Origin of the sequence: Sphingomonas aracearum (assembly GCF_003345355.1) — a bacterium.
In the GTDB taxonomy this organism is placed as follows: Bacteria; Pseudomonadota; Alphaproteobacteria; order Sphingomonadales; family Sphingomonadaceae; genus Sphingomonas; species Sphingomonas aracearum.
This window is the reverse complement of the sequence record NZ_QQNB01000003.1, coordinates 242,253-255,780: the sequence shown is the minus strand read 5'-3', so window position 1 is coordinate 255,780 and position 13,528 is coordinate 242,253. Positions and strand designations below refer to the sequence as shown.

Here is a 13,528-nt window from a genome sequence, read left to right as displayed (position 1 = left end):
ACGCTCACAGGGCGCTCATGTCCAGCGGAACGCCTTCGCGCCGCGCCGCCGCCACCACCGTGTTGCGCAAGAGGCAGGCGATGGTCATCGGCCCCACCCCGCCCGGCACCGGCGTGATCGCACCGGCGACCTCCACCGCGGAGGCGAAGTCGACATCGCCGACCAGCCCGGCATCGGTGCGGTTGATGCCCACGTCGATCACGGTGGCGCCAGGCTTGATCCAGTCGCCCGGGATCATCTGCGCCCGGCCGACCGCGGCGACGACGATGTCGGCGCGCCGGACAACCGCGGCCAGGTCGCGGGTGCGCGAATGGGCGATCGTCACCGTCGCGCTCGCCGCGGTCAGCAGCGCCGCCATCGGCTTGCCGACGATGTTGGAACGGCCGACCACCACCGCGTCGAGGCCGGTCAAGTCGCCGAGCACGTCCTGGAGCAGCAACAGGCAGCCATAGGGCGTGCAGGGCACGAGGCCCGGCAGGCCCAGCATCAGCCGGCCGACATTCACCGGGTGGAACCCGTCCACGTCCTTGTCGGAATCGATGCGCGTCAGGATCGCGTCGGCATCGAGATGCGCGGGCAGCGGCAGCTGGACCAGGATGCCGTCCACCGCCGGATCGGCGTTGAGCCGATCGACCAGCGCGATCAGCGCGGCCTGATCGGTATCGGCGGGCAGGCGATGCTCGAAGCTTTCCATGCCGGCGGCGATCGTCGCCTTGCCCTTGGAGCGGACATACACGGCGCTGGCGGGATCCTCGCCCACCAGCACCACCGCCAGACCGGCCGCCCGGCCGGCGGCACCGGCAAAGGCCGCGGCCTGCACGGCGATCCGTTCGCGCAGGCGGGCGGCATGGGCTTTTCCGTCGATGATCGTGGCGCTCATGCCGCCATCCTTAGAAGCAGCGCGCCACGTATGCCACCCTCAGCCGTAGACCGCCGGCGCGGCGAACTGCGCGGCGAGCGCCGGCAGCACCACCGCCTGAAGGATGCGCACCACGATCAGCACCACCATCGGCGACAGGTCCAGCGTGCCGAAGGTCGGCAGCACGCGGCGGATCGGGCGGTACATCGGCTCCGTCATGCGATCCAGCGCGGCATACACCGCGCGGACGCCGTCGTTGGACAGGCTGATGACGTTGAACAGCAGCAGCAGCGACAGGATGAACTGCGCGAAGATGATCCACCAGACGACGTTCAGGAGGATGTCGAGGATCTGGATGAGAACAAGCATGGTAGCGGAGATAGTCGCTATTCGGTCGTTTCGCCAGCACCCGGCTGTGCGTCGGCGTCCGCGTGCCCCTTCACCCTGGCGCGCCGCACCAGCGTGCCCGCGCCACGCCGGGTGAAGATCTCCAGCAGGATGGCATGCGGCACCCGACCGTCGAGGATCACCGCTGCGTCCACGCCGCCTTCCACCGCGTTCACGCAGGTTTCCAGCTTCGGGATCATGCCGCCCGAGATGGTGCCGTCCTCGCGCAGCGCCCGCACGGCAGCGGCATCGAGATCGGTGAGCAGCTCGCCCTGCTTGTCGAGCACGCCGACCACGTCCGTCAGCATGAACAGGCGCTCGGCGCCCAGCGCCGCGGCGATCGCGCCGGCCATGGTGTCGGCGTTGATGTTGTAGGTCGCGCCGTCCGCGCCGATCGCGATCGGCGCCACCACCGGGATGATCCCGGCATCGGACAAGGTGTCGATGATCGTGCGGTCGATCGCCACCGGCTCGCCGACAAAGCCGAGATCGACGTGCCGCTCGATCCCCTGCAGCCGGTCGGCCTCGGTGCGGGTCACCTTCTCGGCGGTGACGAAGCCCGCATCCTTGCCGGCGATGCCGACGGCGCGGCCCCCCGCCTCGCCGATCCAGCCGACGATCTCCTTGTTGATGGAGCCGGCCAGGACCATTTCGGCGATGCGCGCGGTTTCGGCGTCGGTGACGCGCAAACCGTCCACGAAGCGCGACTCCACGCCCAGCCGCTTGAGCATGGCGCCGATCTGCGGTCCCCCGCCGTGCACCACCACCGGGTTGATGCCCACCGCCTTCATCAGCACGATGTCCTCGGCGAAATCGCGCTGCGCCTCCGGGCTGCCCATGGCGTGGCCGCCATATTTCACCACAAAGGTGCGCCCGGCGTAGCGCTGCATGTACGGCAGCGCCTCGACGAGGATTTCGGCGCGCTGGAGGAGGGCCGGATCGGGCGTGTGGTCGGTCATGCGCGCCCTTTAGCGGGAGCGCGGGAGCGTGCAAATGATCTCCCGCGCGCGCATCAGATGCTCGCGTCCAGCCTGCGTCCCAGGCCGACGAAGAAGTAGATCAGCGGCGGCACCAGCACCGCCGACAGGATCACCTTCACGATCATCTGGCCGAGCAGCAGCTCGCCTATCGGAAACACGCCCCAGAAGGCGATGGTCGCGAACAGCAGGGTATCCACCACCTGGCTCAGCATGCCGGCAACGGCCGCGCGCAGCCACAGGAGGTGCGCGCCCTCGCGCCCCTTCAGCGCGGCGAAGATGGTGACGTTCAGCGTCTGCGACACGCCGTAGGCGATGATCCCGCCCAGCCAGATGCGCCAGGTGCCGCCCAGCACCAGCTGGATCGCATCGCGGTTCGCGGGCTGCATGTCCGGCGCGGCGGGCAGCACGCGCACGATCACCGACAGGAGGATGGAGACGATCAGCGGAAGGAAGCCGACCCGCACCAGCCGGTTGGCGAGCGTGCCGCCGTGCAGCTCGGCGATCGCGCTGGACACCACCACCAGCAGCAGAAAGGCGAAGATCCCCGCCTCCACCGCCAGCGGCCCCAGGCCGACCAGCGGCCCCACCGCGGAAAGCGGGCCCAGCGCGACCTGCTTGTTGCCGAGCACCCCGGCGATGCAGACCATGCCGCCGTAGAAGACCGAAAAGACGAACAGCGAGCGCGGCACGGTGATGGTGGCGGAGGAGCGATGATCCATGCGGCACGCTACCGGCTTTTCCTCAACCGCGTCAAACGTCTGGCGCTCCCGCGAAGGCACTGTATGGTCGCCGGGTTTTGCGCAGCCGGGGGGCTTGCGCCGTCGGAAAGAACACGGACGGGTCTGCTGATGAACAAGTTCCTGGTCGGGATCGCCGGCATTGTCGTGATCCTGGGGATCGCCGTGCTGCTGTCCGCCGATCGCCGCGCCATTCGCCCGCGCGTGGTGGGCGCCGCCTTTGCGCTGCAGGTGCTGATCGCGGTGGTCGTCCTGTACTGGGGTCCGGGCCGGGCGGTGCTGGCCGGCGCGTCGGCGGGCGTCTCCGCGCTGCTCGGCTATTCGCAGCAGGGCACCGTCTTCCTGTTCGGCAATCTGGCGAGCCCGGCGGTGGGCGGCACCAGCTTCGCCATCGCCGCCCTGCCCGTCATCATCTTCTTCGCCAGCCTGGTGTCGATCCTCTATTATCTCGGCGTCATGCAGCTGGTGGTGCGCTGGATCGGGGGCGCGATCGAGGCGGTGATCGGCGCGTCCAAGGTGGAAAGCCTGTGCGCCGCGGCCAACATCTTCGTGGGGCAGAGCGAATCGCCGCTCGTCATCCGCCCCTATCTCGCCGGGCTCACGCCGCCGCAGGTGTTCACCGTGATGACCAGCGGCATGGCGGGCGTCGCCGGCACGATCCTGGCGGCCTATGCCTCCATGGGCATCCGCATCGAATATCTGCTCGCGGCCAGCTTCATGGCCGCGCCCGGCGGCATCCTGATGGCCAAGATCATCATGCCGGACCGCTCGGTGCCGCCCGAAGGCGAGCTGGCGCTCGGCGATCTGCCCGACGAGGACCGGCAGATCGAGCTGGCCGAGGCGCGGATCAGCGGTCGCGGGCCCGCCGCCCTGCTGCCGGAGGGCACGCCGGGCGAGCCGCTGCCCGAGGCGACGCATGACGAGGAGAAGCCCGCCAACCTCATCATGGCCGCCGCGCAAGGCGCGCAGACCGGCGTGCGGCTGGCCGTTGCGGTGGGCGCGATGGTGCTCGCGTTCGTGGCGCTCGTCGCGCTCGCCAACGGGCTGCTCGGCATGGTGGGCGGGTGGTTCGGCTACCCGACGCTGAGCTTCCAGGGGCTGCTCGGTTATGTCTTCCAGCCGGTCATGTTCCTGCTCAACGTGCCGTGGAACGAGGCGGGGATCGCCGGCGGCCTGTTCGGCGAGAAGATCGTGCTCAACGAATTCGTCGCCTATATCGATCTCGGCAAGCAGTCCGCGCAGCTTTCCCCGCGCACCATCGCGGTGGTCACCTTCGCCTTGTGCGGTTTCGCCAATTTCTCGTCCATCGCGATCCAGATGGCGGTGACCGGCAGCCTTGCCCCCAACCAGCGGCCGACCATCGCCCGGCTCGGCCTGCGCGCGCTGGCGGCGGGGAGCCTCGCCAACCTGATGAGCGCGGCGCTGGCGGGGTTGCTGCTGCCCTGATCTGTTCCCCGGTGAAGGCCGGGGTCAAGTTGGGAGCCGGACATGGCAGCGCGGCGCGCTCTCCAACAAGCACCTTTCCACCTGGGCCCCGGCCTTCGCCGGGTAACACGACCTTGCAAGCCGCAGCCGCCGCCCGCAAAGCGGGTGCCATGACCGACCCGCATTCCCCCGACGTGCTCATCATCGGCTCGGGCGCGGCCGGGCTTACCGCCGCGCTGAACCTGGCCGACCATCACCGCGTCACCGTGCTGGCCAAGGGCGGGCTGAACGAAGGCTCGACCGCCTGGGCGCAAGGCGGGATCGCCGCGGTGCTGGAGCCGGGCGACACGTTCGAGGCGCATGTGGAGGACACGATGATCGCCGGCGCCGGCCTGAACGACCGCGCCACCGTCGAGATGGTCGTCGGCAACGCGCCGGCCGCGATCGCGCGGCTGCAACAGCTCGGCGTGCCGTTCAACGAAGAGGGGGATGCCCTGCACCTCACCCGCGAGGGCGGGCACAGCCACCGGCGCATCGTCCATGTCAACGACGCGACCGGCTGGGCGGTGCAGGAGGCGCTGCAACGCGCGTGCGAGGCGCATTCCAACATCACGCTGGTGCCGGACAGGGTGGCGATCGATCTCGCCACCAGCCGGCACGAGGAGCGCTATTCCGGCGCCGGCAACGTCTGGGGCGTCTATGCCGTGAACCGCGCGAGCGGGCGGGTGGAGCTGTACACCGCGCGCGCGACGGTGCTGGCGACGGGCGGCGCGGGGCGCACCTATCTGTTCTCCACCGCCCCGCGCGGCGCGACCGGGGACGGCATCGCCATGGCGTGGCGCGCCGGCGCGCGCGTCTCCAACATGGAGATGATGCAGTTCCACCCGACCTGCCTCTACCATCTGGAGGTCAAGAACTTCCTGATCACGGAGGCGGTGCGCGGCGAGGGCGGGCGGCTGGTCAACCCCACCACCGGCAAGCGCTTCATGGCCTATTACGATGCCGAGCGGATGGAGCTGGCCCCCCGCGACGTGGTCGCCCGCGCGATCGATGCCGAGATCAAGCGCTACGGCCTCGATTACGTCCATCTCGACATCAGCCACATGGGCGCGGAGTTCGTGCGTCACCACTTTCCGACGATCCACGACAAGCTGCTCGGTCTCGGCATCGACATGACCGCCGGACCGATCCCGGTGGTGCCGGCGCAGCATTACACCTGCGGCGGCGTGGTGGTGGACCTGGACGGGCGCACGGACCTGCCCAACCTCTACGCCGCGGGCGAATGCACCGAATCCGGGCTGCACGGCGCCAACCGCCTGGCGTCCAACTCGCTGCTGGAATGCTTCGTGTTCGGCGAGGCGGTCGCGCGCGACATCGTGCGCCGCTGGGACACGCTGCCCGCCGTGCCGCCGGTGCGCGCCTGGGACGAAAGCCGCGTCACCGATTCCGACGAGGAAGTGGTCATCAAGCAGAACTGGACGGAGATCCGCCGGTTCATGTGGAATTATGTCGGCATCGTGCGCACCACCAAGCGCCTGGAGCGCGCGCGCCGCCGCATCCAGCTGCTGACGGACGAGGTGAACGAGCATTACGGCCACTTCCGGGTGACGCCGGACCTGATCGAGCTGCGCAACCTGCTGCAAACCGCCGACCTCATCGTCCGCTCGGCGCTCCACCGCCACGAAAGCCGCGGGCTGCACTACACGCTCGACTATCCGGAAAGGCTCGACGCGGCGGCCGACACCGTGCTGGTGCCGTGATTGCCGGCGCCTTCGGCCGCGACTGGACGCGGCGGAGCCGCAACTCACCGCAACGGGCGGCTGCAGGGATTCCGCTTTCGGCTGAAGGAGATAGTGTCACGCGCATGGGGCGGGGATCTTCCGGAATCGCGAGAAATCTTCATCGGCTGGGCGCCCTGGCGCTGCTGTCGCTGCTCGCCGCCTGCGTTGCCGATACGCGCGCCTCCCGCACCCCCGCGGCGCGCGTCCCGGTGCCGTCGGGACGCACCGAACAATGGGTGCCGCCCCGCCCCGTCCGGCCACAGGCGCCCGCCGCGCTGGTTGAGACGATCGGCGACCTCGGGCGCAATTTCGGCGGCAAGGTCGGCATCGCCGTGCGGGCGGTGGATGGCGGCTGGTCGGCGGACAGCAACGGCAGCCTGCTCCTGCCGCAGCAGAGCGTGTCCAAGCTGTGGGTGGCGATGACCGTGCTCGACCAGGTCGATCGCGGGCGGCTGAGCCTCGATACGCCGCTGGTGGTGCGATCGGAGGACCTGACCGTGTTCCACCAGCCCATGGCGATGCTGGTGAAGGGCGACGGTTACCACACCGACGTGCGCGAGCTGCTCCGCCGCGCGCTGACGACCAGCGACAACACCGCCAACGACAAACTTCTCCAGACGGTCGGCGGGCCGGAAGCGGTGCGCGGCTTCATTCAGCGCAAGGGCCTTGGTGCGATCGGCTTCGGCCCGGGCGAGCGGCTGCTTCAGGCGGGCACGGCAGGGCTCTCCTGGCGCTCGGAATATTCGCGCGGGCTCGCCTTTCAGGCAGCGCGCGCGAAGCTCTCGCGCGAGACGCGGATCGCGGCCTTCGACGCCTATGTCGACAATCCGCCGGACGGCGCCGCGCCTTCCGCCATCGCCTTTGCGCTGGCCGCGCTGGCCCGGGGCGAGCTGCTGTCGCCGGCCTCCACCCGCTACCTCCTGTCGACCATGGAAGCCTCGCGCACGGGGCCGCAGCGGCTGCGCGGCGCGGTGCCGGCGAGCTGGACCTCCGCGCACAAGACCGGCACGGGCCAGGACCTGCTCGGCCGTACCGCCGGATACAACGATGTCGGGCTGCTCACCGCGCCGGACGGCACGCGCTACGCAGTGGCGGTGATGATCGGCGACACGCGGCGCTCCATTCCGCAACGCCAGGCGCTGATGCAGGCGGTGGCGGCGGCCGTGGTCGCCAGCCATCGCAGCGGACCGACCTATGCCCGCACCGGCGCGGCGGACGCTGGGACACAGAAGTAACAGGTCGGGAACAATCGCCTGACCGGCCCTTGGGGGCGGGCGGGCGCGCTGCTATCTGGCCTCCATGGCTGCCAACCACCTCTATCTGGTCGACGGATCGGGCTACATCTTCCGCGCGTATCATCGCCTTCCGCCCCTGACCAACAAGCATGGCGAGCCGGTCGGCGCCGTCTATGGCTATACCACCATGTTGTGGAAGCTCGCCGACGAGCTGCACCGTGCGGACGGGCCGACGCACATGGCGGTGATCCTGGACAAGTCGTCCAGCACCTTCCGCAACGCGATGTACGATCAGTACAAGGCGCACCGCCCGCCGCCGCCCGAGGACCTCGTTCCGCAATTCCCGATGATCCGCGACGCCACCCGCGCCTTCTCCTTGCCGTGCATCGAGGAGGAAGGCTGGGAAGCGGACGACCTGATCGCCAGCTACACCAGGGCGGCGCTGGCGCAGGGCTGGTCCGTGACCATCGTCAGCTCCGACAAGGACCTGATGCAGCTGATGACGGACCCGTCCGTCGACATGCTGGACACGATGAACAACCGCCGGCTGGGGCCGGAAGCGGTGGTGGAGAAGTTCGGCGTCGGCCCGGACAAGCTGGGCGACGTGCTGGCGCTGATGGGCGACAGCGTGGACAATGTGCCCGGCGTGCCCGGTGTCGGCCCGAAGACGGCGGCCAAGCTGATCCTGGAACATGGCGACGTGGAAGGCGTGCTCGCCGCCGCAGCCTCCGACACGTTCAAGAAGGGCAAGCTGCGCGACAATCTGATCGAGCATGCCGAGGCCGCGCGCCTGTCGCGCAAGCTGGTGGAGCTCGCCTGCGACGTGCCACTGGAGCATCCGCTCGACGAGCTGGTGCTGCAGGGCATTCCGGAAGCGCCGCTGCGGGCGTTTCTGGAGCATCACGGCTTCAAGACGCTGCTCGGCCGGCTCGGCCAGGTGGCGGACGCGCCGGTGGAGGCGCCGGCGTCGGTACCGTTCGCCGAAGACCCGCCGTGCGACCACGACAGCTATGAGACGGTTACGACGGTCGACTCGCTCGACCGCTGGATCGCCGAGGCGCGCGCGCAAGGCTTCGTCGCGATCGACACGGAGACCACCGGCACCGACGCCACCCGCGCCGATCTGGTCGGCGTCTCCCTCGCGCTCGGCGCCAACCGCGCCTGCTACGTGCCGCTCGGCCATGGCGGCAGCGACCTGCTGTCGGAGGTGCCGGTGCAGATCGCGCGGGAAGACGCGCTCGCCCGGCTGAAGGACCTGTGCGAGGATCCGGCGGTGCTCAAGATCGGGCACAACCTCAAGTTCGACATGATCGTCCTGGGCGAATGCGGGATTGCCGTCGCGCCGCATGACGACACGATCGTGATGAGCTTCGACCTGGATGCCGGGCTCCACGGCCATGGCATGGACGAGCTTGCCGCCACCCACCTGTCGCACAGCTGCATCGCCTACAAGGACGTGGTCGGCACCGGCAAGTCGCAGCGCGGCTTCCACGAGATCGACCTGAAAAGCGCCACCCGCTACGCCGCCGAGGATGCGGACGTGACCTATCGCCTGTGGAAGCGGTTCAAGGCGCGGCTGCCGGCGGAAGGCTCCACCCGCGTCTACGAGATGGTCGACCGGCCGCTCGTGCCGGTGATCGCGCAGATGGAGCGGCACGGCATCAAGGTGGACCGCGAGCGCCTGTCCGGCCTGTCGGCGGAGTTCTCCGGCCAGATCGCCGGGCTGGAAACGGTGATCCACGGGCTGGCCGGCGCGCCGTTCACCATCGGCAGCCCCAAGCAGCTGGGCGACATCCTGTTCGAGCGGATGGGCGTGAAGGGCGGGCGCAAGGGCAAGTCCGGCGTCTATTCCACCGACGTCACCGAGCTGGAGCGGATCGCCGCCGACAAGGATTCCGCCGGTGCGGAGATCGCCGCGCGCGTGCTCGACTGGCGGCAGCTGACCAAGCTCAAGAACACCTATACCGATGCGCTCCAGAACGAGATCAACCCGAAAACCGGCCGCGTGCACACCAGCTATTCGCTGACCGGCGCGCAGACCGGGCGATTGTCCTCCACCGAGCCGAACCTGCAGAACATCCCAATCCGCACCGAGATCGGCCGACAGATCCGCGATGCGTTCATCGCCGAGCCCGGTCACGTCATCCTCGCCGCCGACTATTCGCAGATCGAGCTCAGGCTCGCCGCGCACATGGCCGACGTGCCGCAACTGCGCGAGGCGTTCGCGCGCGGCGACGACATCCACAGCCTCACCGCGCAGGAGCTGTTCGGCGAGGTGACGCGCGACACGCGGGCGAGCGCCAAGACGATCAACTTCGCGATCCTCTACGGCATCAGCCGCTGGGGCCTGGCGGGGCGGCTCGACATCACCGCGGACGAGGCGCAGGCGATGATCGACCGCTATTTCGAGCGCTTCCCCGGCATCAACCGCTATATCGCCGAAACGCTGACCCAGGTGCGCGAGCGCGGCTTCACGCAGACGCTGTTCGGCCGCAAGACGCATTTCGCGCGCATCAAGTCCAAGGTCCAGCATGAGCGCCAGGGCGCCGAGCGCGCGGCGATCAACGCGCCGATCCAGGGCACCAGCGCCGACATCATCAAGCGCGCCATGGTGCGCATGACCCCTGCCCTGCGCGAGGCCGGGCTGGAAGGCACGCGCATGCTCCTCCAGGTGCACGACGAACTCGTCTTCGAAGTGCCCGACGCCGAGGTGGAGCGCGCCCGCGAGGTGATCGGCCATGTCATGGCCACGGCCGCGGAACCTGCGGTGAAGCTCACCGTGCCGCTCGGCGTCGAGATCGGCGTAGGCGCCAGCTGGGGAGCCGCGCATTGACGCGGCTATGCGCGGCTGCCGGCCGCGGCCGACGACGCGGCTTCGCCGCGGCGCTTCTCCGCGGCCGGGACTCCTCCAGTGCCCGCTGACACCTCCCCCGCCCACGAAGGCGACGACATCGCGGCGCTTGCCAAGGGTGGCCGGACGAACATTTTAGGCTTCGTCATGCGCCTCGTCGCGCGACTGCCGTTCCTGTTTATCGCCGGTCGCGTCTATGGCCCGGATGCGGTGGGGCGGTTCGCGCTGGCGGTGGTGGTGGTCGAGCTGGCCGCGCTGATCGCCACCGTCGGGCTGAAGCGCGGGCTGGCGCAGGCGCTCACCTCGTCGGACCAGCCGCATGCCTGCGTCGTCTGGGACGCCCTGGCGCTCACCTTTGTCGTGTCGTTGCTGCTCGGCGCCCTGTTGTTCGCCTTCCCGCAGGTCATGTATCCCAACAGCATCGTCGACGGGCTCGACCGCTGGCTGGCGGCGATCACCTTTGCACCCGCCATGTCCGACGTGAGCCTCGCCGCGCTCGCCTATCGCCGCAACGTGAAGGCGACGGTCACCGCGCGGGCGGTGATCGAGCCGTGGACGATCTCGATCGCCGCCTGGGCGTTTTCGTTCGTCACGCTGAAGGACGGCCTGGTCCTGTCCTACATCGCCTCGGTGGTGGCGGCGCTTACCGCATCCTTGGTGCCGTTCGTGCGCAGCTATGGCTGGCCGCACGGCTGGACGCCGCATCCCGGCCGGATGTTCACCATGGCGAGGCGCAACGCGCCCCTGGCCGGCGCGGACTCGATCGAATGGGCGACGCGCAACGTCGATCGCTTCATCCTGGGCTTGACCTTCGAGCCAAAGATCGTCGGCATCTACTACATGGCGCAGCAGGTCGCCTCCATCCCGCAGAAGCTGAAGACCAGCTTCGACCCGATCCTCGGCCCGGTCATCACCGAAGCCTTGAAGCGCAACGACCGTGCGGCGATCGCGCATCAGGTGCGGCAGGTGGCGTTCTGGATCGTCGCGGCGCAGCTCGGCCTGGCGCTGATCGGGTCGATCCCGGGCGAGGGCGTGATGGGCGTGGTCGGCCCGCAATTCGTCGCCGGCACCGCCGCGCTCGGCTTTCTGCTGACCGGCGAGGCGGTGGCCTCCACCGGGGCGGTGTGCGAATCGGCGCTGGTCTACATCGCGCGCATCCGCAACCTGGTGATCTCGGTCACCATGCTGCTGCTGCAGATCGGGCTGAGCTTCGGCCTGATCTACGGCATGCGGGCGCTCGGCTGGCCGGAGAACTGGCAGGCGGCGGGCGTGGCGGTGGCGCTGCTGCTGGCCTTGCTGTGCATGTCGCTGGCGAAGGCGAGCCTGCTCACCCGCCTGCTCGGCGCGCGGGTATCGCCCCTGCGCTGGCCGCTCCTGTGGGCAGTGGCGGGCGGCGCGGCGGTGGGCGGGCTCTTCACCGCGCTGCCGCGCACCTATGAGTGGGCGGAGCTATTGTTCGGCATCCCGGCAATGATCGGCACCTATGCCTGGCTGCTCTACCGCTTCGCCTTCACCGACGAGGACCGCGCGCTGTTCAGCCGCATGCCCAAGGAGCCCAGCCTGCCGACCGCCGCGGCGGTGTAGGCACCCACCGCTCGTGCTGAGCGGTGGGGCGAGCCGATCAATGCCGGAAGTGGCGCTCGCCGGTGAACACCATCGCGAGGCCGGCGGCATCGGCGGCGGCGATCACTTCCTCGTCGCGGATCGAGCCGCCCGGCTGGATCACCGCCGTGGCGCCCGCTTCCACCGCCGCCAGCAGACCATCGGCGAAGGGGAAGAACGCGTCGGACGCGACCGCCGAGCCGATCGTGCGCGGGCTGCCCCAGCCGGCCTTGTCGGCCGCATCCTTGGCCTTCCACGCGGCGATACGCGCCGACTCCAGGCGGTTCATCTGCCCGGCGCCGATGCCGGCGGTCGCACCATCCCTGGCATAGACGATCGCGTTCGACTTCACATGCTTGGCCACCAGCCAGGCGAAGCGGCAATCGGCGAGCTCCTGCTCGGTCGGGGCGCGCTTCGTGACGACCTTCAGCTCGGGCACCGCCGTGTCGTCGCGGCCCTGCACCAGCCAGCCGCCGGCGATCGACTTGGCGAAGAGCCCGGTGCGCGCCGGATCGGGCAGCGCGCCGGTCAGCAGCAGGCGCAGGTTCTTCTTCGCCGCGAACAGCGCCAGCGCTTCCTCGTCGGCATCCGGCGCGATCACCACTTCGGTGAAGATGCCGGTGATCTGGCGCGCGGTTGCGGCATCCAGCGGGCGGTTGACGGCGATGATCCCGCCAAACGCGGACACCGTGTCGCAGGCAAACGCCTCGGCATAGGCGGCCTCCAGCGTGGCACCGGTGGCGACGCCGCAGGGATTGGCGTGCTTCACGATCACCGCGGTCGGCGCGGCGTCGCGGAACTCGGCGACCAGCTCCAGCGCGGCATCGGCATCGTTGAGGTTGTTGTAGGAAAGCTCCTTGCCCTGCACCTGCCGCGCCTGGCCGATCCCGCGCACGCCGTCCGCGGCGGCGTAGAAGGCCGCCTGCTGATGCGGGTTCTCGCCATAGCGCAGGCCCCGGCCGTGCCGCAGGACGAACGGCAGGGTCGCCGGGAACTGCTCGCCCTGGTCCTTCTCCGCGAACCAGCGCGCGATCGCGCCGTCATAGGTGGCGGTGAGCGCATAGGCCTTGGCGGCGAAGCGGCGGCGCTGCTCCAGCGTCGTGGTGCCCCCGGCGACGAGCGGGTAATCCGCCGGATCGGTGACGATCGCCACCGACGCATGATTCTTCGCCGCCGAGCGCACCATGGACGGGCCGCCGATGTCGATATTCTCGATAATCTCGTCGCGGCCCGCGCCCTTCGCCACCGTCGCCTCGAACGGGTAGAGGTTGACGACCACCAGATCGATCGCGCCAATGCCATGCTCCTCCATCGAGGCGACATGCGCGGGGTCGTCGCGCACCGCGAGCAGGCCGCCATGCACCTTCGGGTGCAGCGTCTTCACGCGCCCGTCCATCATCTCGGGAAAGCCGGTCAGGTCCGACACGTCGCGCACGTCCAGCCCCGCCTCGCGCAGCGCGCGCGCGGTGCCGCCGGTGGAAACCAGCTCCACGCCCCTCGCGGCCAGCCCCTGCGCAAGCTCGACCAGCCCGGTCTTGTCCGACACGGACAGCAGGGCGCGGCGAATGGTCACGTCGATCATGATACTTACCCCGTTCGTGGTGAGGAGGCGCTGAGCGCACGCGAAGTGCCGTCTCGAACCACAGTCCCTCGATACGCGTCCTCGCGTGC

10 protein-coding genes are annotated in these 13,528 nt (G+C 69.5%); 5 read left to right on the top strand and 5 right to left on the bottom strand.

Features of this window, described 5'->3' with window-relative positions; genetic code table 11:
- Positions 1-4: 4 nt before the first annotated feature.
- From folD to DVW87_RS14245, 4 genes are read right to left on the bottom strand one after another with little or no spacing between them, the layout of a single operon-like run.
- Positions 5-880, bottom strand: coding sequence for a bifunctional methylenetetrahydrofolate dehydrogenase/methenyltetrahydrofolate cyclohydrolase FolD (folD, locus tag DVW87_RS14260; RefSeq protein ID WP_114688480.1), 876 nt, complete (start codon positions 878-880; stop codon positions 5-7).
- 39 nt (positions 881-919) lie between these two features.
- Positions 920-1,228 (bottom strand): YggT family protein, encoded by a 309-nt coding sequence (locus DVW87_RS14255; RefSeq protein ID WP_114688479.1) that lies wholly within the window; start codon positions 1,226-1,228, stop codon positions 920-922.
- Positions 1,229-1,245: 17 nt separating this feature from the next.
- The gene (gene argB / locus DVW87_RS14250) at positions 1,246-2,205 is read right to left on the bottom strand and encodes an acetylglutamate kinase (RefSeq protein ID WP_114688478.1); all 960 of its coding nucleotides are present in this window, start codon (positions 2,203-2,205) and stop codon (positions 1,246-1,248) included.
- Between the two features lie 53 nt (positions 2,206-2,258).
- The gene (locus tag DVW87_RS14245; protein ID WP_114688477.1) at positions 2,259-2,945 is read right to left on the bottom strand and encodes a queuosine precursor transporter; all 687 of its coding nucleotides are present in this window, start codon (positions 2,943-2,945) and stop codon (positions 2,259-2,261) included.
- Between the two features lie 129 nt (positions 2,946-3,074).
- Here DVW87_RS14245 and DVW87_RS14240 point away from each other — a divergent pair, with 129 nt between their 5' ends.
- From DVW87_RS14240 to DVW87_RS14220, 5 genes are all read left to right on the top strand, one after another.
- Positions 3,075-4,409 (top strand): NupC/NupG family nucleoside CNT transporter, encoded by a 1,335-nt coding sequence (locus DVW87_RS14240; protein ID WP_114688476.1) that lies wholly within the window; start codon positions 3,075-3,077, stop codon positions 4,407-4,409.
- Positions 4,410-4,558: 149 nt separating this feature from the next.
- Positions 4,559-6,148, top strand: coding sequence for an L-aspartate oxidase (gene nadB / locus DVW87_RS14235; protein WP_114688475.1), 1,590 nt, complete (start codon positions 4,559-4,561; stop codon positions 6,146-6,148).
- Positions 6,149-6,252: 104 nt separating this feature from the next.
- Positions 6,253-7,404: a serine hydrolase gene (locus DVW87_RS14230; RefSeq protein WP_114688474.1), complete on the top strand. Its 1,152-nt coding sequence runs from the start codon at positions 6,253-6,255 to the stop codon at positions 7,402-7,404.
- Between the two features lie 64 nt (positions 7,405-7,468).
- Positions 7,469-10,237 (top strand): DNA polymerase I, encoded by a 2,769-nt coding sequence (gene polA / locus DVW87_RS14225; protein WP_114688473.1) that lies wholly within the window; start codon positions 7,469-7,471, stop codon positions 10,235-10,237.
- Between the two features lie 165 nt (positions 10,238-10,402).
- Positions 10,403-11,839 (top strand): lipopolysaccharide biosynthesis protein, encoded by a 1,437-nt coding sequence (locus DVW87_RS14220; protein WP_114688472.1) that lies wholly within the window; start codon positions 10,403-10,405, stop codon positions 11,837-11,839.
- Between the two features lie 37 nt (positions 11,840-11,876).
- Here DVW87_RS14220 and purH read toward each other — a convergent pair whose 3' ends face one another.
- On the bottom strand, positions 11,877-13,439 hold the full coding sequence (gene purH, locus DVW87_RS14215) for a bifunctional phosphoribosylaminoimidazolecarboxamide formyltransferase/IMP cyclohydrolase (protein WP_114688471.1): 1,563 nt from the start codon (positions 13,437-13,439) through the stop codon (positions 11,877-11,879).
- Between the last annotated feature and the right edge of the window lie 89 nt (positions 13,440-13,528).